A 25644-nucleotide genomic window follows, 5' to 3' on the forward strand; every position below is an offset into this window, starting at 1 on the left:
GGCGCGATTCTGGATTTCGTCGCTCGTCGGGTCTTGGACAAATTTGACCTGCTGCAGCTGCCGCAACTGCCGAAGAGGCCTCAAACATCCACATGCCGCGAGGCCGAAGGCGCTGCGCGCCGGTAGGCCTGCGGCGACATGCCGGCAATGGTCATGAAGTCGCGGTTGAAGTGCGCCTGGTCGCTGTAGCCGGCCTGCAGCGCAAGGTCGACCCAGGGCTGGCCGGGTTCGATGGCGAACTGCGCCAGCACCCGGTCGAAGCGCAGCATGCGTGCGTACTGCTTGGGCGCCAGCCCGGTCATGCCGCGAAAGAGTGCGATGAAACGCCGGTGGCTGTAGCCGCTGTGCCGCACCAGTTGGCCGATGGTGCCGGCTTGCGCTTCGTGGCCGTGGGCGATGGCGCCGGACAGGCTGGCCAGTGCATGCGCCACCGCAGGGTGCAGGCCGTGCAGCGCGCGTGCTGCCGAGTGCGCGCCCAGGCGTGCGGTCAGCAGAGCCTCGACGATCGCCAACCGCCGCGCCGGGGCATCGGTGCTGTGCAATTGCTCCAGCGCAAAGCCTGCGTCGGCGCCCCAGAGCGCGTCGAGCGGCGTGTGGCAATCGGCCAGCGCATCTTCAGGCGCGCCAAGCAGCGCCCTGGCCGCGCCTGGCTGCAGCATGACGCCGACCGAAGGCGTCTCGACGGACACGTCACGCACAAAGAAAGCGCTGCGCGTGCCGCCCACCATCGCGTAGCCCACCGTGAAGCCCTGTGCATCGGCGTCGTTGCGGAACAGGCGCAGCGGCGGCCCGCCCATGCGGAACACGAGGTGCATGCCGCCGGTCGGCAGCACATGCTCGCGTGCGCCCGGCCTTGCCAGTGGCGTGCCGCGGGGTGACGAGGTCCACAGCAGCCGCACAAAGGGCCGAAGGTGGGGAGCAGGGAGGCGTGTCAGCTGCATGCCACAGGCTTTTTCAGGAAGCGGGCGTGTCGCCCATCGGCGCATTGTGCGGCGGAACCGGCAGGCCGAAAGAGGCCATGGCGCTCGGATAAGCTGACCCCATGGCCACTGATCCCATCGAGCGAAAACTCCTGAAACTGCAAGCCACGTCGCTGGAGAAGGGGCGCTTTCCGCTGGCCGCCGCATGCGGCGACCTGATCGCACACCGCGACGACCTTGATCGCCGCATCAATCTGCTCGGCGCCGCGCACGAAGCCGGTCTCTTGCGAAATTCGCTGGCCCCGCTGTGGACGGAATGGCGCACCGACGAAACCGCGTGGCTCGACCGATGCCTTGCGCGCCTCACGACATCGGACCGCGACCACGACCACTGGGCCGTCGCCGCCATGCTCGGCTGCAACGCGAAGCTGGCGCTGCAAGCAGCACAACGTGCCGGGCTGGAGATCTTCTCGCTGCGGCATGCCGAGCGTTTCGACAAGCCCGCGCTGCACATCGCCTCGCTCTCCATGCCGTCGAAACTGGACCGCATCCGCGCCTGCGTCGTGGAACTGGGGTGGGACCTCAAGACGCACGAGCTCGTCGATTGCGCACGGATGCGCGCCGTTCTGTGGGACAGCGTGAGCGTGGTGTCGGGCTCCGAGGCGGGGACCGGCACCATGTCCTGCTTTTTGCGGTCCCAACTGCCTTACGGAAGCTGGCGCAACCCGCAAGACCTGTTCGAGCTGAAGGCCGAGTGGGTGGTGCCCAGGGCGGCTAGCATTGCCGCATGAGCAAGCCTTCCACCCACCTGATTCACCACCCCTACACCCCGCCCGCCAAATTTGCCGCGCCGCAGCCCGGTGTGTTCAAGGCGTCGACCGTTTTCTTCGCCGACGTCGCCGCCATGCGCGCGCGCGACTGGAAGACCAAGGCCGGCTACACCTACGGTCTGCACGGCACGCCCACCACCTTCACCCTGGAGGAGCGCCTGGCCACGCTCGAAGGCGGCACCGAATGCCTGCTGGTGCCCAGCGGCCTGGCAGCCATTGCGCTGGTGTCCTTCGCGTTCCTGAAGACCGGCGACGAGGTGCTCATTCCCGACAACGCCTACGGCCCCAACAAGGCGCTGGCCACGGGCGAGCTCGCCAACTTCGGCATCACCCACCGCATGTACGACGCTATGAACCCGGCCGACCTTGCGGCCAAGCTGTCGGACCGCACGCGGCTCGTGTGGCTCGAGGCGGCAGGTTCGGTGACCATGGAATTCCCTGACCTGCCCGCACTGGTGAACGTCTGCCGCGCACGCGGCGTGATGACCGCGCTGGACAACACCTGGGGCGCCGGCCTGGCCTTCGCGCCCTTCGATTTCAAGGGCACCGGGCAGGGCGTCGACATCTCGGTGCACGCGCTCACCAAGTACCCCAGCGGCGGCGGCGACGTGCTGATGGGCAGCGTCGTCACGCGCGACGAGCGCCTGCACCGCGCGCTCAAGCTCACGCACATGCGCATGGGCTTCGGTATTGGCGTGGGCGACGTCGAGACCCTGCTGCGTTCGCTGCCCAGCATTGGGCTTCGCTACGCCGCGCACGACCGCGTGGCACGCGAGCTGGCGGGCTGGCTCAACGGCCGTGAAGAAATTGCGCAGGTGCTGCACCCGGCGCTGGAAGACTCGCCGGGCCATGTGCACTGGCGCGCGCTGTGCGGCGAGACCGACCTGGCCGCCGGCCTGTTCTCGGTGGTGTTCGACGAGCGCTACAGCAGCGAGCAGGTCGACCGCTTCTGCGACAGCCTGAAGCTGTTCCGCCTCGGCTATTCGTGGGGTGGGCCGATCAGCCTGGTGGTGCCCTACGACATCGGGCTGATGCGCGACGCGTCCGTGGCACGCTGGCCGCACAAGGGCACGCTCGTGCGTTTTTCCATCGGCCTGGAAGATGTCGAGGACCTGCGCGCCGATCTGCAGCAAGCGCTGGCGCGAATGTAAAAAATCGCTTCTGCCCTCTGGGGCGCTGCGCGGGGTAACGTCTTGGGGCTGCACCGTTATCGCTTACAGTAGGCCCCGCGCAGTCACCCTGACTGCCTCGCCCAAGGAGAAGCAGTGGCAACACCCAATTACGGCTACGAGAAGCGCCAGAAAGAGCTGGCCAAGAGAAAGAAAAAGGAAGAGAAGCTCCGAGAAAAGGCGCATCGCAAACTCTCCCCGAGCAGCGACGGCCTTGCCCCCGGAGACCCGGAAACCGATGTGGCCTCGCTTGAACGCGATGCCCCCACGGTGCCCGAGTTGCCCACCAAGAACGGTTGATCCATTCCTGGCGTACCGATTGAATGAACCGCCGCAGGCCTGCGCCTGCGGCGGTTTTTTTATTTGGGCAGCAGCTTGCGCAGTTCGGGCCAGACGTTGTCAAGCAGTTGCGGCTGCGCGGCCGCGGTCGGATGAATGCGGTCGGCCTGAAACAGCGTCATGGCGTCGGGCGCGTCAGCCACGCCCTTGAGCAAGAAGGGCACGAGGGCCGATTGCGTGGCGCTTGCCACCTTCGAGAACACAGCCTCGAAGCGGCGCGTGTAGTCGCCGCCGTAGTTCGGTGGCACCTGGATGCCGACGATCAGCACCTTCGCGCCCGCGGCCTTCGCGGCCTTGGTGATCTGCAGCAGGTTGTTTTCGGTGTCCGTGAGCGGCAGGCCGCGCAACGCGTCGTTGGCGCCCAGCTCGACCACCACATAGCCAGGCTTGTGCTGCGTGAGCAGGGCCGGAAAACGCGCGCGTCCGCCCGAGCTGGTGTCGCCGCTGATGCTGGCGTTGACGACGCTGGCGGCCACCTTCTGCTGCGCAAGCCTTTTCTCCAGCAAGGGTACCCAGCCTTCGCCGCGCTTCAGCCCGTACTCTGCGCTCAGCGAATCGCCGAGCACCAGAATCACCGGCTTGCCCGCCGACGAGGCGGCTGCCGTGTTCGATGTCGGGGCCTGTGCCTGGGCCTGCGCCGCGTTCGCCCATAGCCCCGCGCTGCCGAGCGCGGCGGTGGTCAAGATAAAGTCACGTCGATTCAAAACCAAAGCCTTTCCATGTCCCAACCTCCGTCAGATGCCATTGTTGCCGTCGAGCATGTCTTCAAGTCCGTCACCGACTCGACCGGTACGCTGGACATTCTGCAGGACATCGATTTCACCCTCGGGGCAAGGGAGACCGCGGCCATCGTCGGCGCCTCGGGCTCCGGCAAGAGCACCTTGCTGTCGATCATTGCCGGGCTGGACACGCCCACGCGTGGGACGGTGCGCATTGCCGGCGAGGACATCTTCGCCATCGACGAGGACGAGCGCGCCGCGGTGCGCGCCCAGCGCGTGGGCTTCGTGTTCCAGAGCTTCCAGTTGCTGGGCAACCTGAGCGCGCTGGAGAACGTGATGCTCCCGCTGGAGTTGGCCAACCGCAAGGACGCGCGCAAGGCCGCCACCGAGATGCTGGGCCGCGTGGGCCTCGGCCAGCGCCTGGCCCACTACCCCAAGGTGCTCTCGGGCGGCGAGCAGCAGCGCGTGGCGCTGGCCCGTGCTTTCGTGGTGCAGCCGGCGCTGCTGCTGGCCGACGAGCCCACCGGCAGCCTCGACTTCGCCACCGGCGAGCAGGTCATGCGGCTGATGTTCGACCTGAACCGCGAACTGGGAACCACGCTTGTGCTGGTCACCCACGACCGCGGCATTGCGGCGCAGTGCGAAAGACGCATCACCATCGAGGCCGGACGTGTGGCCATTAATGAAAAAGCTGCCGTAGCGCCCGTGCAGCAAGCGCTGTAAGCTATTAAATAAATAGCAAGATACATCCGAGGAGACCGCATGGAAGAACTTCCCCCCGACGCCGTGGACGCATTGCAGAGCGGCAGGCTGATCCAGGCCATCAAGATCGTGCGCGACAGCACGGGCATGGACCTCAAGTCGGCCAAGGAAGCTGTCGAACGCTATGCCGATCGCATGGCGGCAGGGGACGACGCAGACACCGCAGGCAGCCGTGGCGTGCCCAGCGCGGCCATGCAGGACCGCGGCTTTGCATCGATGCCCTCGACGGCGCTGGCGGCTCTGGTGCAAGGCAACAAGATCGAGGCCATCCGCCTCACGCGCGAGGCCACCGGGCTGGGCCTGGCCGCCGCCAAGCGGCTGGTCGAGAACCATGACGACCCGTCCACCGGCGGCTTCGGCCCGCTGCCCTCGGCCATGCCGCGCCGTCGCGTCGAGGAACCGGGCCGCGTGCAGGGCGGCAGCTACAAATGGCTGCCGATGGTCGTCGTCGTGCTGCTGGCGCTGATGGTGTGGATGTATTTCGGCGGAGAAGTCTGACGCGATGATCGTTCCGCAGTTCTGGGCCGAAGGCCGCATCCAGGAGCGGGTGGCCGGCAAGCAGATCACCGTTCGCCGATACGGCTGGTCCGACGAAAGCCCGCTGGCCGCGCAGGCCCATGCCGACCAGCGCACCCGCGAGGCCTTCGACCGCATCGCGCAGGGCGAGAAGCTCGACCGCCGCGAGCGCAAGCGGGCCTACAACGGCGCCGACGGCGTGCCCATCCGCGAGGAAATCGTCGAACGCCAGGGCGACACCGTGGTCACGCGCAACACCTATGGCGCGCGCTGCCTCAACACGCCCGACGTGCTGTTCGTCGACATCGACTTCGAGCAGCCCTTGCGCACCAGCGTGTTCGGCTTTGCGCTGGTGCCCGCGCTCATTGCCGGCGTGGTTGGTGGTTGGGCCGCCAAGACTTGGCTGGGCGGGCTGATCGCTTTCATCGTGGTGTTTGCGGTTGCCTGGTTCATCGGCCAGCGCAAGAAGCGCGGGGAGCCCAGCGGCAACCCGGCGCCCGAGAAGCAGGCGGCCGAGCGCATCGGCCGCTTCATGCACCAGCACCCCGACTGGCACCTGCGCGTGTACCGCACGCCCGCTGGCTTTCGCCTGCTGGCCATGCACGATGTGTTCAACCCCGCTGACATGGCCGTGGCCGACTGCTTCCATGCGCTGGGCGTGGACAAGGTCTATGCGCGCATGTGCCGCAACCAGAACTGTTTTCGCGCCCGCCTGAGCGCCAAGCCCTGGCGCATCGGCATCGATGAGCATGTGCGGCCACGGCGCGGCGTGTGGCCGGTCGCGCCCGAGCAGTTGGCCGAGCGCGACGCCTGGATTGCGCGCTACGAGCAAGTCGCTGTGGGCCACGCCGCGTGCCAGTACCTGGAGAGCGTGGGCAACGCCGACAAGGTCCATCCGAGCGCCAAGGCGGTGCAGGAACTGCACGACGAGCGCACCCGCGCGCTCAGCGGCCTGCCGCTGGCCTGAGGCCTTGCGGCACGTTCTGGCGGGGTGGGGCGCGCGGCACTCGATAATCGGGCCATGTCTTCTCCCAAAGTGATCTTCGGCTTTCATGCCGTGGGCGTGCGCATCAAGACCGCGCCCAAATCAGTGCTCGAAGTGATGTTCGACACCAGCCGGCGCGACGCGCGCATGAAACAGTTCATTGCGCGTGCGCAAGATGCCGGCGTGCGGCTGGTCGAGGCCGACGGCCTGCGGCTGTCCAAGCTCAGCGGCAGCCACGGCCACCAGGGCGTGGTGGCGCGCGTGGAGCCGGTCGCGCAAATCCATTCGCTCGACGAACTGCTCGAAGGCCTGGAAGCCGCCGGCACCGTGCCCCTGCTGCTGGTGCTCGACGGCGTGACCGACCCGCACAACCTGGGCGCCTGCCTGCGCGTGGCCGACGGCGCGGGCGCGCATGCGGTGATCGCCCCCAAGGACCATGCGGCCGGCATCAATGCCACCGTGGCCAAGGTGGCCAGCGGCGCGGCCGAAACGGTGCCGTACTTCATGGTCACCAACCTCTCGCGCACGCTGAACGAGCTCAAGGAGCGCAGCATCTGGTGCGTGGGCACCAGCGACGACGCGCCGGGCACGGTCTACCAGACCGACCTGAAGCGCCCGCTGGCGCTGGTGTTGGGCGCCGAGGGCGACGGCATGCGCCAACTCACGCGCAAGACCTGCGACGAGCTGGTGAGCATTCCGATGGCTGGCGCGGTCGAGAGCCTGAACGTCTCCGTGGCCAGCGGCGTGTGCCTCTACGAGGCGATGCGGCAACGCAGCGTCTGAGCGGAACGCCCGACGCTTCAGGCATTACGCCCTGGGGTCCCGGGGCAGCGGCGCCCCCTTGCGGTGGAAGTACACGAGTTCCGCCACGCGCCGCATCTGCGGCGTGCCCAGCAGGTGGTTGAACATCCAGTCGCTCTGGAAATGGTCGAAGGCCCAGCGCAGCGTGCGCTTGAGGCGAAAGCCCGGATACCCGCGAACGAACCACGTGGCCGGGTCGCCCACCTCGCCGCGCACGAAGCGCGCCACGGCCTTGCCGGCGCCTTCGCCGTGCTGCAGCGCCGTGTGGATGCCGCCCGCCGTCACGGGCGACACCATGCCGGCCGCGTCGCCCACCAGCAGGGCCCGTTCCCGCGCCACCACCGGCAGCACGCCGCCGCAAGGAATCATGCCGGCGCGCACCGCCACTGGTGGCGCGTCGCCCGGCGTGACCACCGAGGCGATCTTTCGCAGGAGCGGGTCGAGCTTCAGCGCGCCCGCATCGTTCGGCCTCACGCGCCGCGCCAGGCCGATCTGGCTCACGTCCACGCCGTCGAGCGCCCAGCCGATGTAGCCGGGCGCGAGCTGGCGGTCGACGAAGCAATGCAGCAGGTCGGGCGCCATGCGTGCGCCCTGGTACTCATGCTCGATGCCGTAAAGAAAGCGTGTGTTGCGCGACAGGCCCAGCGCCTTGGCCACTCGTGAATGCGGGCCGTCCGCGCCCACAAGGTACTTGGCGGTGATGCAGGGGCCCTGCGTCACCGGCACCTCCCAGCGGCCAAGGCGCCACAGCGCCTGCTCGAAGAGCGTGCCCAGGCGCACATCGACACCGCACGCGCGCGTGGCGTCGACCATCCAGTCGAGCAGGGCGGGCGCGTCGGTGGCCCAGAACCAATAGCCGGGTGCATGCAGGTCGACATGGCGCATGTTGGGCGCATAGAGCCGCACGCCGTCAATGCGGCGCACCAGCGCTGGCGGCACTTCGGCCAGCCACGGCACGCTGTCGACCGCGTCTTTCACGATGATGCCGGTGGTGTGCAGCTTGGCGCCGGCGCTGGTCTTTTTCTCCAGCACCATCACGCTGAGGCCTGCCATGGCCGCGGCGCGTGCGCAGGCGAGCCCTGCAAAGCTCGCGCCGACCACGAGCAGGTCGACCTTGATGCTGCCGAGGCCGTTGTTTGTCGAAGGGATGTGTGCCGGCTCGGGCGCGGCACAAGACGAATCGAGGGAGGAGAAAAAGCTGGAAGAGGTGTGCATGGGCGGCTGACGGTTCGATGCGCACCACGTTGTGCGGTGCGCATGCGAAGTTAGCCAGCCCCTGTGCGCGAGGCGTGAAGCCTGTGTGAACTCAGGAAGGGTCCTTGCCGCGCGTGCGGCCGACCGCGCTGAAGATGCCGATGCCCAGCAGGATCATGGCGCCGATGCCGATGTACAGCGTGGGCACGCCGGCCACCGATGCACCCCAGATCACACCGCCCAGGAAAATCACAAAACCGATCATGTAGAGCGCAAATGACATCGCTGTTCCTCCAGAAGCTGAGATGCATTGCAGTATGTCCAAGGCGGCGTTGCTGCACACCGGCATCGGTCGCCAGTGTGTGTGGGAGCTTGCCTACCCTGTGCCTAGTCGGGGCTGGCCACCAACAGGTAGCGGCAGCCGCTGCGCCCCAATGCCTTGAAAACCAGGGGCCGGTCCACGCCGAAGTCCAGGCAATCGCCAGGTGCGAGCTCGAAACGCTCGTCGCCGTAGTCCACCCGCAGTGCCCCTTCGAGCATCCAAAGGCACTGCCGGTAGGGCTTGCCGCTCCAGCGCGGATACCCGACCTGGGCCGAGCGCGGCAGCTCGACCTCGACCAGTTCGACGCCGCTGCCCGCATGGCGCTCGGCGACCTGCCGGCGCAGGTAGCCTGCCTTCGGGTCGCGCCAGACCTCCTGTGCCGCGCGGGGGCGCAGCCGCTGGGGTTGCGCTTTCTCCTCGGTCAGCAGCTGCGCCAGCGGTACGCCCAGCCCTGCGGCAAGGCGGCCCAGCAGCACGGCAGTGGGGCTGCTTTGCGCGCGCTCCACTTTCGAAATCATCGCCTTGCTCACGCCCGAGCGCTGCGCCAGTTCCGCGAGGCTGAGCGCCTGCGCCTGCCGAAGCGCTGCCAGCCGGGTGGCGATGAGTGCGTCGATGCCGTCGCTTGGTGCTTCCGATGCGGCAGGAACAGGGGTTGCAAAAGGCGCTGATTCGTTTCTCATATGAGATTATTATTCTCCTATATTGAACGACCTCCGAGAAACACCATGCGTCTGATCCCCTGCACCGAAGAAGCACACGCCGCCGCGATCCTTGCCATCCTCAACGAGGCCATCGTCACCTCGACCGCGCTGTACGACTACAAGCCGCGCACCCTGGAGAACATGGTCACGTGGTTCGCCACCAAGCGTGCCGGCGGCTTTCCGGTGATCGGCGCGGTGGACGACAACGGCAAGCTCCTGGGCTTTGCGAGCTACGGGGCCTTCCGCGCCTTTCCGGCCTACAAGTACACGGTGGAGCACTCGGTGTACGTCGACAGCGCCCACCGTGGCGAGGGCCTGGGCCGCACGCTGATGGAAGCCATCGTGGCCGAGGCCGCGGCGCGCGACGTGCACGTGATGGTGGGTGCCATCGATGCCGCCAACGCAGGCAGCATCGCGCTGCACGAGCGTCTGGGTTTCGAGCACTCCGGCACGGTGCGCCAGGCCGGCTTCAAGTTCGGCCGCTGGCTCGACGTGGCGTTCTACCAGCGCATATTGGCAACGCCGCTGAACCCGGTCGACGGCTGAACTACGCCAGCGTGTAGAAGCGCATCACCACTTCGGCCGGGTGGCGCATGCCCGCGCCCACGAACATGCGTTCGTTGATCCATTTCAGCGCGGGCGAAGTGGTTTCGAAGCGCGGGCTGCAGCGAAAGTACACCTGCGCAGGGTCGACCGGCTCGCCGCGCAGCAGCCGGGCCATGACCTCGGGCGACGCCGCGCGCACCGCGTGGTTCTGCACGTAGACCAGGTCGCCCGCGTCTGTTTCGAGCCCGTAGCGCGCGTCCAGCTCTGACAGCGTGTCGCTCACGATCAGCTGAAAGTCGCTCCCGCCCGGCAGCACGCGGGCCCGCCAGCCATGCCCGACGGCCTCGCCGCCGGTGATCGGCACCATGCGGCGCAGCCCGCGCGCGCTCTTGCCCAGCACCTGCGGCACGCCCACCTCGACGCGCAGGTCGGCAAAGTGCTCGAGCGCGGGCGCGGCGATGGAATCGAAGACGCTCATCGCCCGTGTTCCGTCAGGCGGCGGGGGTCTCGGCGCTGGCGCGGTCGAGCATCTCGATGGTGCCGGCGTCGAGCTTCAGCTGCGTGGCGACCACCAGCTCTTCGAGTTGTGCTATCGAGGTGGCGCTGGCAATGGGCGCCGTCACGCCGGGGCGGGCGATCTGCCAGGCAATGGCGACCTGGCCTGGCTTGGCGTTGTACTGCTGCGCCACCTTGTCGAGCGCGTCCAGGATGCGCAGGCCGCGTTCATTGAGGTACTTCTTGGTGGTGTTGGCGCCGCGCGCGCTCTTGCTGGCGTCTGCCTCGGTGCGGTACTTGCCGGTGAGAAAGCCCGCGGCCAGCGCGTAGAAATTGATCACGCCCACTTCGCGCTTCACGCACAGCGGCTCCAGCGCGTCTTCGAACACCGCGCGGTCGTACAGGTTGTACAGCGGCTGCAGGCTCTCGTAGCGCGCAATGCCCAGGCGCTCCGACACGTCCAGCGCTTCTTCGAGCCGCGGCGCGGTGTAGTTCGATGCGCCAATGGCGCGCACCTTGCCCTCCTTGATCAGCGCGTCGAAGGCTCCCAGCGAATCTTCCAGCGGCGTGGCTGCGTCGTCGTCGTGCGACTGGTACAGGTCGATGTGGTCGGTCTGCAGGCGCCTGAGCGAGGCTTCCACGGCCTCGCGGATGTACGCGGGCGACAGGCCCACCTTGCCTTCGCCCATCGGCTTGCCGACCTTGGTGGCCAGCACCACGCGGTTGCGCTTGCCGGTCTGCTTGAGCCACTTGCCGATGATGGTTTCCGACTCGCCGCCGGTGTGGCCCGGCACCCAGGCCGAATACACGTCGGCCGTGTCCACGAAGTTGAAGCCCGCGTCCAGCCAGGCGTCGAGCAGCTTGAACGAGGCCGCCTCGTCCACCGTCCAGCCGAACACGTTGCCGCCGAAGGCGAGCGGGGAAACCAGGAGGCCGGAGCGGCCGAGCGGGCGAAGTTGCGACATGTCGAAGGTGTCCTGAAGAAGGGAAGAAAGAAAGTAGGAAGGAGCAAAGGTTAGACGAAGCCCACGGCGCCCAGCACCGCGCCGGCACCCAGCAGCCACAGCAGGTGGATGCGCGTGCGCCACACGACCAGCGCGGCCACGCCGCTGAGCAGCCACAGGTGCCACGCAGGCGCACTGCCTGCATGGTTGCCTGCGGCCAGCACCCAGCCGGTGGCGATCAGCAGGCCCACCACCACGGGCGCCATGCCCTGCTTGAAGGCGCGCACCTCGCGCCGGGTGCGGTTGCGGTGGCCCCAGCGGGTGGCGAAGTAGGTGAGGGTGGTGCTCGGCACCATGATGCCGACCATGGTGACCAGCAGCCCGAACAGCCCGAGCAGCCAGGCCCCGGGCCCTGCACCGATGCCGCCGCCCGCGTTGAGCCCCACGTTCCAGCCCATCAGCGCGACGAACAGCACGTTGGGCCCCGGCGCGGCCTGCGCAATGGCGACCGAGGAGCTGAACTGCGCGTCGGTGAGCCAGCCGTGCTGGGCCACCAAGTAGCGGTGCATGTCAGGCACGGTGGTGATGGCGCCGCTGATCGACAGCAGCGACAGCAGCAGGTACTGCCCGAAGAGGGCCAGCCAGTCGTGCCACTGCATCACGATGGTCATGCTGGTCATGGCGCGATCTTCTTCCAGGTCCACACGCAGGCCACCCCGCCCACCACCAGCAGCACCCAGCCCAGCGGTACCTTGAACACCGCGATGGCCAGAAACACCAGCGCCATGAATATCAGGCAGGTGACGAAGCCCAGTGGGTGCTTGCGCAACTGCGGCACCAGCTTGATGCCGGTGGCGGCAATCAGCCCGCCCGACACGGCGCCCATGCCGCGCAGCGCGGCGGCCACCTGCGGGTTGCCGGCGTAATGGGCGTACAGCACGGCCAGCGCCAGGATCACGACCAGCGGAACGGTCAGCATGCCCGCGACCGCGGCCAGCGCGCCACGCAGCCCGAAGTAGCGGTCGCCGATCATCAGCGCGAGGTTGATCACGTTGGGCCCTGGCATCACCTGCGCCACGGCCCAGTCTTCGAGAAACTGCTCGGGCGTGAGCCACTTCTTCTTCTCGACCATCTCGCGCTGCACGATGGCCAGTACGCCGCCGAAGCCCTGCAGCGCCAAAAAGGTGAATGAAACGAACAGGTCGCGCGGCGACTGCGGGTGACGAACCGTGGCTGGAGGAGACGGGTGCATGGGCTGCGATTATCGTGGGCATGCCTTCACCATGCCGGGCAGCGGACTGACAAGGCGCCGCCCTTCACCACAGAGACAATTCCGCATGATCAACCAACTGCGCGCCCTCTTCGACCTCTGCAAGCGAGCCTTCAATTCATGGTCGAACGACTACGCCCCCAGCATGGGGGCCGCCTTGGCCTACTACACGGTGTTTTCCATCGCGCCGCTGCTCTTGATCGTCATTGCGGTGGCGGGCCTGGTGTTCGGCCAGGAGGCGGCGCGCGGCGAGATTTTTGCGCAGCTCTCGGGCCTCATGGGCACGCAGGGTGCCGCGGCGGTGCAGGGCATGCTGCAGGCCGTGAACAAGCCCACCGAAGGCGTCGTGGCCACGGTCATCGGCATCGGCCTGCTGGTGGTGGGTGCCACCACGGTGTTCGGTGAGCTGCAGGACGCGCTAGACCGCATCTGGCGCGCGCCGGCCCGTGCGAAGAACTCGGGCCTGTTCAACATGCTGCGCGTGCGGCTGCTGTCGTTCAGCATGATCATGGGCATCGGCTTTTTGCTGATGGTGTCGCTGGTGGCGAGTGCCGCGCTCGCGGCCCTGGGCAAGTGGTGGTCGCCGATGTTCGGGGCCTGGGAGAGCACCGCGCAGGTGGTCAACTTTCTCTTCAGCTTTGCGATGGTGACCGTGATCTTCGCGATGATCTACAAGATCATGCCGCGGGCCCGGGTGCAGTGGCGCGACGTGTGGGTGGGCGCGGCGGTGACGGCGCTGCTGTTCACGGTGGGCAAGCACCTTATCGGGCTGTACATCGGCAAGAGCAGCGTGGCATCCGGCTACGGGGCCGCCGGTTCGCTGGTGGTGGTGCTGGTGTGGGTGTATTACTCGGCGCAGATCTTCCTGCTGGGGGCCGAGTTCACTTGGGTCTATGCGCGCACCTACGGCTCCATGAAAGACATGAAGGGCGTGGGCGACCTGAACCCCTCACCCACGCGCGACGCGCCGTTGCCAGTGCATACAGACGCCTGAGATGCCTCAGACGCCTGAACACCTGGCCGCGGGTCAGCCAGCGAAGCCGCCTTCGTCCAGGTACTTCTGCTCTTCCATGCTCGACGTGCGCCCCAGCAGCCGGTTGCGATGCGGAAACCGGCCGAAGCGCGCCACGATGTCGCGGTGCAGCAGCGCAAAGCGCTGGGTGTTGGCGTCCAGCGCCGCGTTCAGCAACACTGAACGCTCCTGCTCGGCCAGCACTTCTGCGTGCATGAAGGGCAGGTAGAAGAAGGGCCGCAGTGCGGCCTCCAGCTGTGTGTCGAAGCCCGCATCAACTGCTTTCTTCGCCACGGCCAGGGCCTGGCCGTCGGTGGCCAGCATGTGCGGGTTGTGGCGCCAGGCATTGCGCGGGAACTGGTCGAGCAGGATCAGCAACGCCAGCGTGCCTTCGGCATCGGCCATCCAGGTTTGAAGTTCGCCGCGTGCCGCAGCTTGGTGCGCGTGCGCGAAGCGGGCGATGAAGTCGGCGTCGAACGCTTCGTTCTTCGCGAACCAGCTTTTGGGGCCGGCTGCGCGCCAGAAGGCGACCACGTCGGCGGGAGCGGGGAGGGTGTGAGCGGTCATGGGCACATTCTCTTTCAGCCCTCCATGAGCCTTCTTCAAGCCTGTTGTAAGGCCTGCGCAGGCCGCCAAAGTCGGGGTGATGGCCGACAAGACAACTCGCGCGCTGCTGCCTATGCTGGGACCGCTTCCATAACCTCAGACAGCTCAGGAGACCCAGCACATGAACAAATACGGCACCTTTTTGCGCGCAGCCCTCATCACCGGCGTGGCCAGTGCCGCGTTGGTCGGCTGCGGAATGATGTCCAAGTCGAACGTGGCGAGCTTCAGCGGCGCCATGAACGCCGCCAGCGAAGTCCCGCCCAACATGACGCGTGGCAGCGGCATGGCCGAGGCCTGGCTCAACCGAGACACCAACGTGCTCAAGTACAAGATCACCTACACGGGCCTGAGCGGCCCCGCCACCATGGCCCACTTCCACGGCCCTGCCGCCGCGGGCGCCAATGCCGGCGTGGTGCTGCCCTTTGCCAACCCTGCCAGCCCGATCGAAGGCCAGGCCACGCTCACGCCGGCCCAGGCCGCCGACCTGTCCGCCGGCAAGTGGTACGCCAACGTGCACACGGCGGCCAACCCGGGCGGCGAAATTCGCGGGCAGCTGCTGCCGAAGATGTGACGCGACGCCAGGGGCTCGCCAGGCAAGGGCCCTTGGCAACTGCTGTCAGTTGCTGGTAATTCCCTGGTCAGGTTGGTGTCGCACGGCTGGTGTCAAATGAACGCATGACGACACCCTCGAAGAAGAAACTCCGTGCCGCCGCCCCCGCCCTCAACCCCTTTGCTTCGCGCCGCGAAGACATGCGCAGTGCCCGCAAGGCGCTCGTGTTGCAGGGTGGAGGCGCGCTTGGCGCGTACCAGGCTGGCGTGTACGCCGCACTCAGCGAAACCGAACTCGAGCCGCACTGGATTGCCGGTGTGTCGATCGGCGCCATCAACGCGGCGCTGATTGCAGGCAACGCGCCCGCGCAGCGGGTCGACCGGCTGCGCGAGTTCTGGCACCTCATGTCGTCGAGCCCTTCGCAGCGCCTGCCGTCGTGGATGGGCGACCGCGCCGCGCAGAACCAGTTCAGCGCCACCATGGCCTCGCTGGTGGGCATTCCGGGCTTCTTCGAGCCACGCTATTCGCCGGCCCTGCTCATGGGCGGTGCCGCACCGCTGCTGAGCTACTACGACACGTCGCCGCTGAAAGCCACGCTCGAACGGCTGGTCGACTTCGACCGCATCAACGCCTGCGAGGCCCGCTTCAGCGTGGGCGCGGTGAATGTGCGCACCGGCAACTCGGTGTACTTCGACAACACGCGCCAGCGCATCGGGCCCGAGCACATCATGGCCAGCGGCGCATTGCCGCCGGGCTTTGCGCCCATCACCATCGACGGCGACGACTACTGGGACGGCGGCATCGTGTCGAACACGCCGCTGCAGTACGTGCTGGACATGCATCCGCGCAACGAGCCGCTGGTGGTGCTGCAGGTCGACCTGTTCAACGCGCGCGGCGAAATGCCCCGCACGCTGGCGGGCGTGCTGGAGCGGCAGAAGGACATCACCTATTCGAGCCGCACGCGCATGAACACCGACGCGATGGCCGCCAACATGAACCTGCAGCAGGCCATTGCGGACCTCATCACCAAGCTGCCCGCCAGCCTGCGCAACGACCCGAGCGTGCTTGCGGTGCAGTCGCAGCTCACGCACGAGCCCATCGACATCTTTCACCTGATCTACCGCGACAAGCCCTACGAGCTCGACTCCAAGGACTACGAGTTCTCGCGCGCCGCGGTGGAAGAGCACTGGGACTCCGGCGCGCGCGACATGCGCATCACGCTCGCGCACCCGGAGACGCTGCGCGCCGATGCCACGGTGAACGGCGTGACCACCTTCGACCTGGGTGAGCACGGAACGGGGCGCGTCAAGCGGCCCGGCCTGGCGCGCTAGCCCCGCGATTCAGCTTCGACTAAGAAACCAGCGCCAGACTGGGCCGTCACTTCAACAGGAGGAAATGTTCATGAACATTGAAGATGTGCGACGCACGGCTTTCGCAATGCCGCTCACCAGCCCCGCGTTTCCGCCCGGCCCTTACCGCTTCATGCGGCGCGAATTTCTTATCGTGACCTACCGCACCGACATGGACGCTTTGCGCGCCGTGGTGCCCGAGCCGCTGGAGGTGGTCGAGCCGCTCGTCAAGTACGAGTTCATTCGCATGCCCGACTCCACCGGCTTCGGCGACTACACCGAGTCGGGCCAGGTCATTCCAGTGCAACTGCGCACCGCCAAGGGGCTGGAGAAGGGCGCCTACGTGCATGCGATGTACCTCAACGACCACCCGCCCATTGCCGGCGGGCGCGAGCTCTGGGGCTTTCCGAAGAAGCTGGCCTCGCCGGTGCTCGACTACGAAACCGACGTGGTGGTCGGCACGCTCGACTACGGCAAGGTGCGCATCGCCAAGGCCACCATGGGCTTCAAGCACCGCGCGCTCGAGCCCGAGCCGATTCTTGCGGGCATTGCCCAGCCCAACTTCTTGCTGAAGATCATTCCGCACGTGGACGGCACGGCGCGCATCTGCGAGCTGGTGCGCTATCACATGGTCGACGTGACGCTGCACGGTGCGTGGGCCGGCCCCGCGTCGCTCGAACTGCATCCGCATGCGCTGGCACCGGTGGCCGACCTGCCGGTGTTGAAGGTTGAATCGGCGGTGCACTACATCGCCGACATGACCCTTGCGCTGGGCACCGTCGAACACGACTATCTCGCCTGATCTCGCAGCCTCTTTTTCACCCCTACCCATTCAAGGAACGTCACCATGCAACTCAAGGACAAGGTCGCTTACATCACCGGCTCGGCCAGCGGCATCGGCAAGGAAATTGCCATTCTTTTCGCTCAGGAAGGCGCAAAGATCATCATTGCCGACCTGAACAAGGAAGCGGCCGATGCCACTGCGGCAGAGCTGAAGGCCACGGGCGCGCAGGCCATTGGCGTGGCGGTCGACGTGACGAACGAAGACCAGGTGAATGCCTCGGTGGAAGAGGGCGCTGCAGCCTTCGGCGGCATCGACATCCTGATCAGCAATGCCGGCATCCAGATCGTGCACCCGGTCGAAGAATTCAGCTTTGCCGACTGGAAGAAGATGCTCGCCATTCACCTGGACGGCGCGTTCCTCACCACCAAGGCCTGCCTGAAGCACATGTACGCGCAAGGCCGCGGCGGCAGCGTGATCTACATGGGCTCGGTGCACTCGAAGGAAGCCTCGCTGCTGAAGGCGCCCTATGTGACGGCCAAGCACGGCCTCATCGGCCTGGCCAAGACGGTGGCCAAGGAAGGCGCCAAGCACGGCGTGCGCGCCAACGTGATCTGCCCGGGCTTCGTGCGCACGCCGCTGGTCGAAAAGCAGATTCCCGAGCAGGCCAAGACGCTGGGCATCAGCGAAGAGGAAGTCATCAAGAACGTGATGCTGAAGGAGACCGTCGACGGCGAGTTCACCACCACGGAAGACGTGGCGCGCGTGGCGCTGCTGTTCGCGGGCTTCCCGACCAATGCGCTGACCGGCCAGTCGCTGGTGGTGAGCCACGGCTGGTTCATGCAGTAAGAGGGTTTGCGGTATTTCTCCCTCCCCTCCCGGGGGAGGGCCGGGGTGGGGGCACGACAGCCTTCAGCTCTTCAAGGCGCTCGTTGGGCGCTTGCCCCCATCCCAGCCTTCCCCCAGAGGGGGAAGGAGCAACACGGCTGACTACAGCTTCAGCTCCCACGTCTCCCCCACCAACGACTTGCCGTAGCCCTCGTGCGGCTCCGACTCGATCAGCTTGAAACCCCGCCTGGCGTAGATGTCGCGCGCGGCCACCAGGCAGCTGTTGGTCCACAGCACCATTTTCTTGTAGCCCTTCAGCCGCGCGAAGGCGATGCATTCGTCCACCAGCTTGCCACCCAGCCCCAGGCCGCGGGCACCGGGCGCCAAGATCAGCATGCGCAGCTGCGCCACCGTGGGCGACTTGCGCACCACGAAGATCGCGCCCACCCGCTCGCCGTGGAGTTCGGCGATCCAGCAACGCTCCCACTCGGGCTGGAACTTCAGCAGAAACTCGCTCGCGATGCCCGCCACCAGCGCCTCGAACTGGCTGTTCCAGCCGTACTCGCGCGCATACACCTCGCCGTGCTGCTGCACCACCCAGCCGATGTCGCCGGGGGCCGGGTCGCGCAGCACCGCGGCCAGCTGCCTGGCCGGCGGGGCTTCGGGGTCGAGCAGCGACTGCATCGTGCCCATGGCCTGCACCAGCTGCTGGCGCTGCGCGGGCGCCAGCGGTGCGAGCAGGCTGGCCGCTTCGTCGCGCGATTTCTGTTGCAGCGGCGCAAATGCGGCGTGGCCGGTGTCCGTGAGGCGCAACACGCTCTGGCGCGCATCGCGGGGGTGCGGCGCGCGCGTGAGCCAGCCTTCGGTTTCGAAGCGGCGGAGGATGCGGCTCATGTAGCCCGCGTCGAGCCCCAAGTCGCGCCCGATCTCGCTGGCCACCGCCGTTTCGCGGTGCGCCAGTTCGTACAGCACGCGCACATCGGTCAGCGACATGGCGCTGCCCAGGTAGGGGTCGAGGGCGCCGATGCGCCGGGTATAGAAGCGGTTGAACTGCCGGATCGCCTTGACGGCGGCAGTATCGTCAGTCGATAAATTCATTGGCATGGTTGCCATTGTCATTTGGTTGATTGACTTTGGCAATCAAAGGAAGACCTGCGCACGGCGCGGTCACCGGATGTTTGTAGCGACAGCGATGGTGGAAAACCCTAAAATTGAGGGTTGCCCACAACGGCGCCCCTGCGGCGCTGTCCACTCCCACCGATGAACGCCCCCGTCGACGTCTCCTTTTTCGCGCGTGCCGCCAAGCCGCTGACCAGCTACCGCAAGTACTGGGCGGCCCGCTTCGGCACGGCCAAGTTCCTGCCGACCACGCGCAAGGAAATGGAGGCGCTCGGCTGGGACAGCTGCGACGTGATCGTGGTCACGGGCGACGCCTACGTCGACCACCCCAGCTTCGGCATGTCGGTGATCGGCCGCATGCTGGAGGCGCAGGGCTTTCGCGTGGGCATCATCGCGCAGCCCGACTGGCAAAGCGCCGAGCCCTTCAAGGTGCTGGGCAAGCCGAACCTGTTCTTCGGCGTGACCGCCGGCAACATGGATTCGATGATCAACCGCTACACGGCGGACCGCAAGATCCGCAGCGACGACGCCTACACCCCCGGCGACGTCGGCGGCTCGCGCCCCGACCGCGCGGCCATCGTGTATTCGCAGCGCTGCAAGGAAGCCTGGAGCGACGTGCCGATCATCCTCGGAGGCATCGAAGGCTCGCTGCGCCGCATCGCCCACTACGACTACTGGTCGGACAAGGTGCGCCGCTCCGTGGTGGTCGACGCCAAGTGCGACCTGCTGCTGTACGGCAACGCCGAGCGCGCCATCGTCGAGATTGCGCACCGCCTGGCCGCCAAGGAGCCGGTGCAGCAGATCACCGACGTGCGCGGCACCGCGTTCGTGCGCCGTGAAACGCCCGAGGGCTGGTTCGAAATCAATTCCACCAGCGTCGACGAGCCCGGCCGCGTCGAGGCGCACGTCAACCCGTACCTGATGGTGTCCGAGCAGGCCAAGGCCAACGGCGCCACCTGCGCGAAGGAAGACGAGGCCGAAGCCGTGGCCAAGGCCGCCCAAGCCGCAGGCACTTCGGGAGCGGTGGCTGCTGCTTCGTTGGTCAACCCCGCCATCAAGCCGCTGACCTTCGTGCCCAACCCGGCCCTGGTGTCGCGCGCAAAAATCAAGGTGCCGCCGCGCGACCATTCGGTGATTCGCCTGCCCTCGTACGAGCAAGTGCGCAGCGACCCGGTGCTCTACGCCCACGCCAACCGCGTGCTGCACCTCGAGACCAACCCGGGCAATGCCCGCGCGCTGGTGCAGGCGCATGGCGAGGGCAACACCGCGCGCGACGTGTGGATCAACCCGCCGCCCATTCCGCTCACCACGGCCGAAATGGACCTGGTGTTCGACCTGCCGTATGCGCGCAGCCCGCATCCGAGCTACGCCGACGACAAGGGCAGCCACGACGGCGCCACCAAAATTCCCGCGTGGGAAATGATCCGCTTCAGCGTGAACATCATGCGCGGCTGCTTCGGCGGCTGCACCTTCTGCTCGATCACCGAGCACGAGGGCCGCATCATCCAGAGCCGCTCGGAAGACTCGATCATCAAGGAGGTCGAGGCCATTCGCGACTCGGTCAAGGGCTTCACCGGCACCATCTCCGACCTGGGCGGCCCCACGGCCAACATGTACCGCGTGGGCTGCAAGTCGCCCGAGATCGAGTCGGCCTGCCGCAAGCCCAGCTGCGTGTACCCGGGCATCTGCCCGAACCTCAACACCAGCCACGACCCGCTCATCAAGATCTACCGCCGCGCGCGTGCGCTGAAGGGCATCAAGAAGATTCTCATCAGCTCGGGCCTGCGCTACGACCTGGCCGTGCAGTCGCCCGAGTACGTGAAGGAGCTGGTGCAGCACCACGTGGGCGGCTACCTGAAGATTGCGCCCGAGCACACCGAGCAGGGCCCGCTCACCAAGATGATGAAGCCGGGCATCGGCAGCTATGACAAGTTCAAGCAGATGTTCGAGAAGTTCTCGGCCGAAGCGGGCAAGAAGCAGTACCTCATTCCGTACTTCATTGCCGCGCACCCGGGCACCAGCGACGAGGACATGATGAACCTCGCGATCTGGCTCAAGAAGAATGGTTTTCGCGCCGACCAGGTGCAAACCTTCTATCCGAGCCCGATGGCCACGGCCACCACGATGTACCACACCAACAAGAACCCGCTGCGCAAGATCACGCGCGACAGCGAGACGGTGGACATCGTGCGCGGCGACAAGCGCCGCCGCCTGCACAAGGCCTTTCTGCGCTACCACGACGCCAACAACTGGCCCCTGCTGCGCGAGGCGCTCAAGAGCATGGGCCGCGCCGACCTCATCGGCAACGGCAAGCACCACCTCATTCCCACGTGGCAGCCGCTGACCGACGGCGGCTACACGAGCGCGCGGCGCAAGAACTCGACGGCCGCACCCGTTGCCGCCAAGGCCGCGCCGGTCAGGCTGACGCCGGTGAAGCCCTCCAAGGGCCGCATCCTCACGCAGCACACCGGCCTGCCGCCGCGCGACAACGGCTCGGCCCCCGCCGCGTCGCGCAAGGCCGCCGGCCCGGTGCGCGGCAGCATCCGCAAGCCGCGCTGAAGCCACAGGGCCTCGCTGCGTTGGGGCCTCACGGCCTCAAGGTCAAAGTGCCAGCAGCCCTGCTGGCAGCAGCTTGCCCACCCATGCGCCCACGGCCGCCATGTGCGCCAGCACCGTGGCCCAGTAGCCTGCCATGAAGCTCGTCTTGCGCACCTTGTGGCGAAACAGCCGCTGGGCCACCCAGGCGCCCGGCCATCCCCCGGCCAGCGAGAGCAGGTGCAGCGTGTTTTCCGCGGTGCGCCAGCGGCCGGTTTCGGCGGCGTTCTTGTCGAAGCCGTAGACGAAGAAGGTCGCCAGGCTCAGCAGCAGCAACACGCCCAGTGCTATCGCCGGAATGCGGCCGGTCCACACGCCGTAGCCAAGCAATAAGGCGTACCCGGCGAGCAGCAGCAGCATGGGCAGCGAAGATGAAGAAGAGGGCGCGGCCTCGCGGCGGCGGCTTGCGGGGCGGGCGGGCATTGCGCGGTGTGCGCCGACAGCGCGATGCGGCTGCCGTTGTTCCCGTTGTTCCCGGTGTTGCCTGCGTTGTGGTTCTTGCGGACGTTGCTGCATCGCGCCCGCCGCCTGCACCGCCACGGCGCGCGGCCCCTTGCCGCCCACATGGATCTCTTCGAACGTGAGCTGCATGCCGATCTGCGGCGTGCTGCCGCGCTCGGCAAAGTCGCGCAGGTGCACGAACACGTCGGCGGAGACTTCAGGGCTGCGAATGAAGCCGAAGCCCCGGTCTTTGTCCCAGCGAACGAGTGTGCCTTGGCGTTTCATGGGCGGCATTTTCACCGCTGCCGACCGAGTTGCCGACCGCAGCAAAGGCACGCAAGGGCGCGCCGTTGTATGGTGTGGCCCCATGAGCAGTTCGCCCCACCCACTGGCTTCATGGACGCGCACCCTGGCGGGGGCGTTGCTGCTCGCGGTCTCGGCACAGGTGCCGGCCGCCGCGCCGGATGCCCAGGCCGCTCCCGCGTCAGCGTCGGCGCCTGCCCAGGCGCTGCGTGCCACCCACCAGCGGCTCAGCGACAAGCTCGACCACAGCAGCTTCGGGCGGCCCGTGCAGCTCGACTCGGTCGAGACGGCCGACGGCCTGCAGGGCGACGTCTATGCGGTGGTCGATCACCCCCTCGCGGAAATCAGCGCCACGCTCAAGGGCTCTGCCCATTGGTGCGACGTGCTCACGCTGCACATCAACAACCGGCGCTGCCAGGTGGCCGCCGGGCCGCAAGGGCGCGAAACGCTCACGCTGTACGTGGTGCGCCGCTACGACAAGCCGCTGGACGACGCCTTCGAGCTGCCCTTTGTCTACCGCGTGGCCAGCGCCACGCCCGAGCACCTGTCGGTCGAGCTCACGGCGCAGAGCGGCCCGCTGGGCACCAGCAACTACCGCGTCACGCTGGAGGCGGTGGCGCTCGACGAGCGCAAGAGTTTTCTGCACTTCAGCTACAGCTACGACCACAACGCGATGGTGCGGCTGGGCACCATGGCCTACCTGGCCACCTTCGGCAGCGACAAGGTCGGCTTCACCGTGGTGGGCAAGACGGCGGAGGGGCAGCCCGACTACATTCGCGGCCTGCGCGGGCTGGTGGAGCGCAACGCCATGCGCTACTTCCTCACGCTGGACGCCTACCTTGCGGCACCCGGTGCCGACCAGGCCGACCGCAGGCAACGCCGCTGGTTCGCGGCGGCCGAGCAGTACCCGCGGCAGCTGCACGAGGTCGAGCTCGATACGTACCTCGCGCTCAAGCGCGAAGACAAGCAGCGCGACGGCGCCGTCAAGTGACGGCGTGACGGCGTGATGTTGGCGGTCAGTCCGCCAGCGTAAGCAGCGGCACGTCGCGTTCGCGCGCCATGGCGTCGAGCTCGGCGCGCGTGCGCTGGGCGATCCATGCGGCCAGGGCTTCGTGCGTTTGCACCGCCATCATGTCGCGCGAGCTGAGCTGTGCCGCCTCGCACAGCCGGGCCGCGAAATGCGGCTCCAGCGCGGCCACCGCCACGCGCCCATCGGCGCAGCGGTACACGCGGTAGCCCGCATGCGCGCCGCCGACAGCGCCCGCGGGCTGCGTCAGGCCCCAGGCGCGGGGCAGGGCGAGCCAGTCGGCCGAGGCGTTCAGCGCGACCTCCAGGTGCACGCCGCCCGCCTTGCGGGACTGCAGCAGCACGGCCTTGAGCACCGCCTCGCTGGCAAGCAGCGCGCCGCCCATGTCGGCATACAGCGTGGGCGGCAGTTCGGTGCCGGTGACCAGGCCGCTTTCCGCGAGGTAGGTCAGGTCGTGGCCCGGCTCCTCGGCGCGCTCGCCCGGCGCGCCGACGATGGCCACCTGCGACAGCGACGGGTAGCGCGCGTGCAGCGTGGGCCAGTCGAGCTTGAGCTTGTCGAGCGCGGAAGGGCGGAACGACGTGAGCAGCACGTCGGTGTTGGCCAGGTCGGCGTGCAGTTGCTGCTGCCCGGCTTCGGTCTTCAGGTCGACCGCGCGCACTTCGATGCCCTCGTGCAGCGCGGCGTAGGCCGGCTTGTTGTACAGCGCCATCGGGTCGCCGCCGGGCGGCTCCAGCTTGAGGCAGGTGGCGCCCATCGTGCGACAGCGCAGCAGCGCGGCGGGGCCGGGCAGGTTGAGTGCGAGGCTGATCACGCGCACACCTTCGAGCGGTGCGGCGTTGTCGGCGTGAATGAGGTGAGCAGGGCTTGCGGAACGCAGCATGGGTGTTGTCTCCAGGAGCTTGTGCCGAACATTCTCCATGGCCATGCAAAGCCAGTTCCCGCAAGCCGCGAGGCCCACCCGCGCGTAGCATGCGCCGGTGGCAGCCACCCCTCTTGCCGCTGCCCGTACCGACAAGGAGACACCCCATGTTCGAAGCTTCCCTGATGCGCGGCCAGCGCATCCTCGTGACCGGTGGCGGCACCGGCCTGGGCCGTGCGATGGCCGAGCGCTTTTTGAGCCTGGGCGCCGACGTCGCCATCTGCGGGCGGCGCCAGGCGGTCTGCGAAGAAACGGCCGCTGAATGGCGTCAGCAGTTCCCGGGGCGGCGCGTCGACACCTTCGGCGTGGACATCCGCATCGCGCAGCAGGTCGAGGACATGGTCGAGAGCCTGTTCCAGAGCGGTGGCCTCACGGGGCTGGTCAACAACGCGGCGGGCAACTTCGTCTCGCCCACCGAGAACCTTTCCTCGCGTGCTTTCGACGCCGTGGCCAACATCGTGTTCCACGGCAGCTTCTACGTGACGCAGGCCGTGGGCAAGCGCTGGGTGGCGCAGTCCAAGGCGGGCGACTGGAAGGCGGGCGATGCATACCGCAGCGTCATGAGCATCATCACGACCTGGGTCGACAACGGCAGCCCCTACGTGGTGCCTTCGGCCATGAGCAAGGCCGGCATCGACGTGATGACCAAGTCGCTTGCGGTCGAGTGGGCGCGCCACGGCATCCGCCTGAACGCGGTCGGCCCGGGCGAGATTCCCACCGAGGGCATGAGCAAGCGCCTGAACCCCGGCGAGGAGCCCGGCGCGCGCAGCAAGGCGACCAACCCGATGGCGCGCACCGGCCGCATGAGCGAGCTGCAGAACCTGGCGGCCTTTCTCATGGCGTCTGGGCAGTGCGACTGGCTCACGGGCCAGAGCATCATGATGGACGGCGGCAACGCGCTGGCCACCGGCGGCAACTTCTACGAACTGCGCCAGTGGAGCGACGCCGACTGGCTGGCCGCGCGCGAGCGCATCGAGGCGCAGAACCAGAAGGACAAGGCGCAGCGCTGACCGCACCGAGCCTGCCGGGCGTGCAGAGCGGGCTACTTTTTCGGCGCCTTCGCCGCGTGCACCGTCACATGCTTGTTCACCGGGCTGGACAGCACCAGCGACGTGGTCACCGCGCCGTCGACCGCCAGCGCGTCCACCACGCGCTCCAGGTCGGCGGGCTCGGCGATGGCGCAGCGCACGATGAAGCAGTCTTCGCCGGTCACCCGGTCGGCGCTCAGCACCTCGGGCATGGCGTCGAACAGCTTCAGGTACCGGGCAATGCCCGCGTGCGTGGTGTCGATGCGAATGATGGCCTGCAGGCCCACGCCCAGCGCACGCAGGTTCACGCGCGCGCCGTAACCCTGGATCACGCCGGCCTCTTCGAGCTTGCGCACGCGCTCGCTCATGGCCGGCTGCGACAGGCCGATGCGCTTGCCGATGGCGGCCAGGCTCTGGCGTGCGTCGGTCTGCAACGCTTCGAGGATGAGCCGGTCCTTCTTGTCGATGTTCATTGGGGTGCCGTGTCTTGCAATGTGAAGGCCGATGGTTGATCGGTTTGCGGGCGCGATTTTCGATGGATTGCACTTCGATGCGCGCCGCATCGGCGGT

30 protein-coding genes are annotated in these 25644 nt (G+C 67.4%); 16 read left to right on the forward strand and 14 right to left on the reverse strand.

The window, feature by feature from the left end:
• Positions 1–80: 80 nt before the first annotated feature.
• Complete coding sequence (locus VLK31_RS10130) at positions 81–941, reverse strand: helix-turn-helix domain-containing protein (RefSeq protein ID WP_409168266.1); 861 nt, start codon at positions 939–941, stop codon at positions 81–83.
• 101 nt (positions 942–1042) lie between these two features.
• On the opposite strand from VLK31_RS10130, the gene VLK31_RS10135 reads away from it, so the two are divergent.
• From VLK31_RS10135 to VLK31_RS10145, 3 genes are all read left to right on the forward strand, one after another.
• A complete protein-coding gene (locus tag VLK31_RS10135; RefSeq protein ID WP_409168267.1) occupies positions 1043–1711 on the forward strand; it encodes a hypothetical protein in 669 nt (222 codons plus the stop codon).
• Positions 1708–2901 (forward strand): PLP-dependent transferase, encoded by a 1194-nt coding sequence (locus tag VLK31_RS10140; protein WP_409168268.1) that lies wholly within the window; start codon positions 1708–1710, stop codon positions 2899–2901. Before VLK31_RS10135 ends, VLK31_RS10140 begins: the two co-directional genes overlap by 4 nt.
• 114 nt (positions 2902–3015) lie before the next feature.
• Complete coding sequence (locus tag VLK31_RS10145) at positions 3016–3219, forward strand: hypothetical protein (protein WP_409168269.1); 204 nt, start codon at positions 3016–3018, stop codon at positions 3217–3219.
• Between the two features lie 59 nt (positions 3220–3278).
• Here the strand turns inward: VLK31_RS10145 and VLK31_RS10150 are convergent, their stop codons facing one another.
• On the reverse strand, positions 3279–3941 hold the full coding sequence (locus VLK31_RS10150; RefSeq protein WP_409168270.1) for an arylesterase: 663 nt from the start codon (positions 3939–3941) through the stop codon (positions 3279–3281).
• A 36-nt stretch (positions 3942–3977) separates the two neighbouring features.
• Between VLK31_RS10150 and VLK31_RS10155 the strand changes: the two genes are divergently transcribed.
• The 4 genes from VLK31_RS10155 to rlmB are packed head-to-tail and all read left to right on the forward strand — an operon-like array spanning position 3978 to position 7023.
• Positions 3978–4700, forward strand: coding sequence for an ABC transporter ATP-binding protein (locus tag VLK31_RS10155; RefSeq protein WP_409168271.1), 723 nt, complete (start codon positions 3978–3980; stop codon positions 4698–4700).
• 39 nt (positions 4701–4739) lie between these two features.
• Positions 4740–5237 (forward strand): ribosomal protein L7/L12, encoded by a 498-nt coding sequence (locus VLK31_RS10160; RefSeq protein WP_409168272.1) that lies wholly within the window; start codon positions 4740–4742, stop codon positions 5235–5237.
• A gap of 4 nt (positions 5238–5241) precedes the next feature.
• On the forward strand, positions 5242–6222 hold the full coding sequence (locus VLK31_RS10165) for a hypothetical protein (protein ID WP_409168273.1): 981 nt from the start codon (positions 5242–5244) through the stop codon (positions 6220–6222).
• A gap of 54 nt (positions 6223–6276) precedes the next feature.
• Positions 6277–7023, forward strand: a complete 747-nt coding sequence (gene rlmB, locus VLK31_RS10170) for a 23S rRNA (guanosine(2251)-2'-O)-methyltransferase RlmB (protein WP_409168274.1) — start codon at positions 6277–6279, stop codon at positions 7021–7023.
• A gap of 24 nt (positions 7024–7047) precedes the next feature.
• Here the strand turns inward: rlmB and VLK31_RS10175 are convergent, their stop codons facing one another.
• The 3 genes from VLK31_RS10175 to VLK31_RS10185 all read right to left on the reverse strand — a co-directional run bounded on the left by VLK31_RS10175 (position 7048) and on the right by VLK31_RS10185 (position 9237).
• Positions 7048–8256 (reverse strand): NAD(P)/FAD-dependent oxidoreductase, encoded by a 1209-nt coding sequence (locus VLK31_RS10175; protein ID WP_409168275.1) that lies wholly within the window; start codon positions 8254–8256, stop codon positions 7048–7050.
• Between the two features lie 91 nt (positions 8257–8347).
• Complete coding sequence (locus VLK31_RS10180; RefSeq protein ID WP_165840258.1) at positions 8348–8518, reverse strand: hypothetical protein; 171 nt, start codon at positions 8516–8518, stop codon at positions 8348–8350.
• Positions 8519–8622: 104 nt separating this feature from the next.
• The gene (locus tag VLK31_RS10185) at positions 8623–9237 is read right to left on the reverse strand and encodes a helix-turn-helix domain-containing protein (RefSeq protein ID WP_409168276.1); all 615 of its coding nucleotides are present in this window, start codon (positions 9235–9237) and stop codon (positions 8623–8625) included.
• A gap of 45 nt (positions 9238–9282) precedes the next feature.
• Between VLK31_RS10185 and VLK31_RS10190 the strand changes: the two genes are divergently transcribed.
• The gene (locus VLK31_RS10190) at positions 9283–9804 is read left to right on the forward strand and encodes a GNAT family N-acetyltransferase (RefSeq protein ID WP_409168277.1); all 522 of its coding nucleotides are present in this window, start codon (positions 9283–9285) and stop codon (positions 9802–9804) included.
• A gap of 1 nt (position 9805) precedes the next feature.
• On the opposite strand, the gene VLK31_RS10195 is transcribed toward VLK31_RS10190, so the two are convergent.
• The 4 genes from VLK31_RS10195 to VLK31_RS10210 are packed head-to-tail and all read right to left on the reverse strand — an operon-like array spanning position 9806 to position 12495.
• Entirely contained in the window at positions 9806–10282 is a 477-nt protein-coding gene (locus VLK31_RS10195; protein WP_409168278.1) for a DUF3237 domain-containing protein, read from the reverse strand.
• Positions 10283–10295: 13 nt separating this feature from the next.
• On the reverse strand, positions 10296–11264 hold the full coding sequence (locus VLK31_RS10200; RefSeq protein ID WP_409168279.1) for an aldo/keto reductase: 969 nt from the start codon (positions 11262–11264) through the stop codon (positions 10296–10298).
• 50 nt (positions 11265–11314) lie between these two features.
• Complete coding sequence (locus tag VLK31_RS10205; protein ID WP_409168280.1) at positions 11315–11923, reverse strand: chromate transporter; 609 nt, start codon at positions 11921–11923, stop codon at positions 11315–11317.
• Positions 11920–12495, reverse strand: a complete 576-nt coding sequence (locus VLK31_RS10210; RefSeq protein WP_409168281.1) for a chromate transporter — start codon at positions 12493–12495, stop codon at positions 11920–11922. The genes VLK31_RS10205 and VLK31_RS10210 overlap by 4 nt, the downstream gene beginning before the upstream one ends.
• Before the next feature lie 85 nt (positions 12496–12580).
• On the opposite strand from VLK31_RS10210, the gene VLK31_RS10215 reads away from it, so the two are divergent.
• Positions 12581–13507: a YihY/virulence factor BrkB family protein gene (locus VLK31_RS10215; RefSeq protein WP_409168282.1), complete on the forward strand. Its 927-nt coding sequence runs from the start codon at positions 12581–12583 to the stop codon at positions 13505–13507.
• A 33-nt stretch (positions 13508–13540) separates the two neighbouring features.
• Here VLK31_RS10215 and VLK31_RS10220 read toward each other — a convergent pair whose 3' ends face one another.
• Positions 13541–14092, reverse strand: a complete 552-nt coding sequence (locus tag VLK31_RS10220) for a DUF924 family protein (protein WP_409168283.1) — start codon at positions 14090–14092, stop codon at positions 13541–13543.
• A 160-nt stretch (positions 14093–14252) separates the two neighbouring features.
• Between VLK31_RS10220 and VLK31_RS10225 the strand changes: the two genes are divergently transcribed.
• The 4 genes from VLK31_RS10225 to VLK31_RS10240 all read left to right on the forward strand — a co-directional run bounded on the left by VLK31_RS10225 (position 14253) and on the right by VLK31_RS10240 (position 17660).
• The gene (locus tag VLK31_RS10225) at positions 14253–14702 is read left to right on the forward strand and encodes a CHRD domain-containing protein (RefSeq protein WP_409168284.1); all 450 of its coding nucleotides are present in this window, start codon (positions 14253–14255) and stop codon (positions 14700–14702) included.
• Between the two features lie 179 nt (positions 14703–14881).
• The gene (locus VLK31_RS10230; protein WP_409168721.1) at positions 14882–16012 is read left to right on the forward strand and encodes a patatin-like phospholipase family protein; all 1131 of its coding nucleotides are present in this window, start codon (positions 14882–14884) and stop codon (positions 16010–16012) included.
• A gap of 70 nt (positions 16013–16082) precedes the next feature.
• A complete protein-coding gene (locus VLK31_RS10235) occupies positions 16083–16832 on the forward strand; it encodes an acetoacetate decarboxylase (RefSeq protein ID WP_409168285.1) in 750 nt (249 codons plus the stop codon).
• Between the two features lie 45 nt (positions 16833–16877).
• Complete coding sequence (locus VLK31_RS10240) at positions 16878–17660, forward strand: 3-hydroxybutyrate dehydrogenase (RefSeq protein WP_093122986.1); 783 nt, start codon at positions 16878–16880, stop codon at positions 17658–17660.
• 141 nt (positions 17661–17801) lie between these two features.
• On the opposite strand, the gene VLK31_RS10245 is transcribed toward VLK31_RS10240, so the two are convergent.
• Positions 17802–18758 carry a GNAT family N-acetyltransferase gene (locus VLK31_RS10245; protein WP_409168286.1) on the reverse strand — a complete coding sequence of 319 codons (957 nt, stop codon included), beginning with the start codon at positions 18756–18758 and terminating at the stop codon, positions 17802–17804.
• Between the two features lie 141 nt (positions 18759–18899).
• On the opposite strand from VLK31_RS10245, the gene VLK31_RS10250 reads away from it, so the two are divergent.
• A complete protein-coding gene (locus VLK31_RS10250) occupies positions 18900–21317 on the forward strand; it encodes a YgiQ family radical SAM protein (protein ID WP_409168287.1) in 2418 nt (805 codons plus the stop codon).
• 42 nt (positions 21318–21359) lie between these two features.
• Here VLK31_RS10250 and VLK31_RS10255 read toward each other — a convergent pair whose 3' ends face one another.
• Positions 21360–22079: a DUF1294 domain-containing protein gene (locus tag VLK31_RS10255; RefSeq protein ID WP_409168288.1), complete on the reverse strand. Its 720-nt coding sequence runs from the start codon at positions 22077–22079 to the stop codon at positions 21360–21362.
• 82 nt (positions 22080–22161) lie between these two features.
• Between VLK31_RS10255 and VLK31_RS10260 the strand changes: the two genes are divergently transcribed.
• Positions 22162–23088 carry a hypothetical protein gene (locus VLK31_RS10260; RefSeq protein WP_409168289.1) on the forward strand — a complete coding sequence of 309 codons (927 nt, stop codon included), beginning with the start codon at positions 22162–22164 and terminating at the stop codon, positions 23086–23088.
• 25 nt (positions 23089–23113) lie between these two features.
• Here VLK31_RS10260 and VLK31_RS10265 read toward each other — a convergent pair whose 3' ends face one another.
• Positions 23114–24007, reverse strand: a complete 894-nt coding sequence (locus VLK31_RS10265) for a CoA transferase (RefSeq protein WP_409168290.1) — start codon at positions 24005–24007, stop codon at positions 23114–23116.
• A 146-nt stretch (positions 24008–24153) separates the two neighbouring features.
• Here VLK31_RS10265 and VLK31_RS10270 point away from each other — a divergent pair, with 146 nt between their 5' ends.
• Positions 24154–25056, forward strand: coding sequence for an SDR family oxidoreductase (locus tag VLK31_RS10270; RefSeq protein ID WP_409168291.1), 903 nt, complete (start codon positions 24154–24156; stop codon positions 25054–25056).
• Between the two features lie 32 nt (positions 25057–25088).
• On the opposite strand, the gene VLK31_RS10275 is transcribed toward VLK31_RS10270, so the two are convergent.
• Positions 25089–25547 (reverse strand): Lrp/AsnC family transcriptional regulator, encoded by a 459-nt coding sequence (locus VLK31_RS10275; protein ID WP_409168292.1) that lies wholly within the window; start codon positions 25545–25547, stop codon positions 25089–25091.
• Positions 25548–25644 lie beyond the last annotated feature (97 nt).

It is taken from the genome of Variovorax sp. H27-G14, from assembly GCF_046156345.1.
GTDB lineage: Bacteria > Pseudomonadota > Gammaproteobacteria > Burkholderiales > Burkholderiaceae_C > Variovorax.

Bases quoted from the DNA above. Each gene is read 5' to 3' on its own strand.
- VLK31_RS10195 (WP_409168278.1), bottom strand. From the start codon at position 10,282: ATGAGCGTCTTCGATTCCATCGCCGCGCCCGCGCTCGAGCACTTTGCC.
- VLK31_RS10205 (WP_409168280.1), bottom strand. From the start codon at position 11,923: ATGACCAGCATGACCATCGTGATGCAGTGGCACGACTGGCTGGCCCTC.
- VLK31_RS10210 (WP_409168281.1), bottom strand. From the start codon at position 12,495: ATGCACCCGTCTCCTCCAGCCACGGTTCGTCACCCGCAGTCGCCGCGC.
- VLK31_RS10200 (WP_409168279.1), bottom strand. From the start codon at position 11,264: ATGTCGCAACTTCGCCCGCTCGGCCGCTCCGGCCTCCTGGTTTCCCCG.
- VLK31_RS10155 (WP_409168271.1), top strand. From the start codon at position 3,978: ATGTCCCAACCTCCGTCAGATGCCATTGTTGCCGTCGAGCATGTCTTC.
- VLK31_RS10175 (WP_409168275.1), bottom strand. From the start codon at position 8,256: ATGCACACCTCTTCCAGCTTTTTCTCCTCCCTCGATTCGTCTTGTGCC.
- VLK31_RS10230 (WP_409168721.1), top strand. From the start codon at position 14,882: ATGCGCAGTGCCCGCAAGGCGCTCGTGTTGCAGGGTGGAGGCGCGCTT.
- VLK31_RS10185 (WP_409168276.1), bottom strand. From the start codon at position 9,237: ATGAGAAACGAATCAGCGCCTTTTGCAACCCCTGTTCCTGCCGCATCG.
- VLK31_RS10255 (WP_409168288.1), bottom strand. From the start codon at position 22,079: ATGAAACGCCAAGGCACACTCGTTCGCTGGGACAAAGACCGGGGCTTC.
- VLK31_RS10220 (WP_409168283.1), bottom strand. From the start codon at position 14,092: ATGACCGCTCACACCCTCCCCGCTCCCGCCGACGTGGTCGCCTTCTGG.
- VLK31_RS10215 (WP_409168282.1), top strand. From the start codon at position 12,581: ATGATCAACCAACTGCGCGCCCTCTTCGACCTCTGCAAGCGAGCCTTC.
- VLK31_RS10240 (WP_093122986.1), top strand. From the start codon at position 16,878: ATGCAACTCAAGGACAAGGTCGCTTACATCACCGGCTCGGCCAGCGGC.
- VLK31_RS10130 (WP_409168266.1), bottom strand. From the start codon at position 941: ATGCAGCTGACACGCCTCCCTGCTCCCCACCTTCGGCCCTTTGTGCGG.
- VLK31_RS10160 (WP_409168272.1), top strand. From the start codon at position 4,740: ATGGAAGAACTTCCCCCCGACGCCGTGGACGCATTGCAGAGCGGCAGG.
- VLK31_RS10260 (WP_409168289.1), top strand. From the start codon at position 22,162: ATGAGCAGTTCGCCCCACCCACTGGCTTCATGGACGCGCACCCTGGCG.
- VLK31_RS10245 (WP_409168286.1), bottom strand. From the start codon at position 18,758: ATGACAATGGCAACCATGCCAATGAATTTATCGACTGACGATACTGCC.
- VLK31_RS10235 (WP_409168285.1), top strand. From the start codon at position 16,083: ATGAACATTGAAGATGTGCGACGCACGGCTTTCGCAATGCCGCTCACC.
- VLK31_RS10250 (WP_409168287.1), top strand. From the start codon at position 18,900: ATGAACGCCCCCGTCGACGTCTCCTTTTTCGCGCGTGCCGCCAAGCCG.
- VLK31_RS10275 (WP_409168292.1), bottom strand. From the start codon at position 25,547: ATGAACATCGACAAGAAGGACCGGCTCATCCTCGAAGCGTTGCAGACC.
- VLK31_RS10225 (WP_409168284.1), top strand. From the start codon at position 14,253: ATGAACAAATACGGCACCTTTTTGCGCGCAGCCCTCATCACCGGCGTG.
- VLK31_RS10165 (WP_409168273.1), top strand. From the start codon at position 5,242: ATGATCGTTCCGCAGTTCTGGGCCGAAGGCCGCATCCAGGAGCGGGTG.
- rlmB (WP_409168274.1), top strand. From the start codon at position 6,277: ATGTCTTCTCCCAAAGTGATCTTCGGCTTTCATGCCGTGGGCGTGCGC.
- VLK31_RS10180 (WP_165840258.1), bottom strand. From the start codon at position 8,518: ATGTCATTTGCGCTCTACATGATCGGTTTTGTGATTTTCCTGGGCGGT.
- VLK31_RS10270 (WP_409168291.1), top strand. From the start codon at position 24,154: ATGTTCGAAGCTTCCCTGATGCGCGGCCAGCGCATCCTCGTGACCGGT.
- VLK31_RS10190 (WP_409168277.1), top strand. From the start codon at position 9,283: ATGCGTCTGATCCCCTGCACCGAAGAAGCACACGCCGCCGCGATCCTT.
- VLK31_RS10265 (WP_409168290.1), bottom strand. From the start codon at position 24,007: ATGCTGCGTTCCGCAAGCCCTGCTCACCTCATTCACGCCGACAACGCC.
- VLK31_RS10140 (WP_409168268.1), top strand. From the start codon at position 1,708: ATGAGCAAGCCTTCCACCCACCTGATTCACCACCCCTACACCCCGCCC.
- VLK31_RS10135 (WP_409168267.1), top strand. From the start codon at position 1,043: ATGGCCACTGATCCCATCGAGCGAAAACTCCTGAAACTGCAAGCCACG.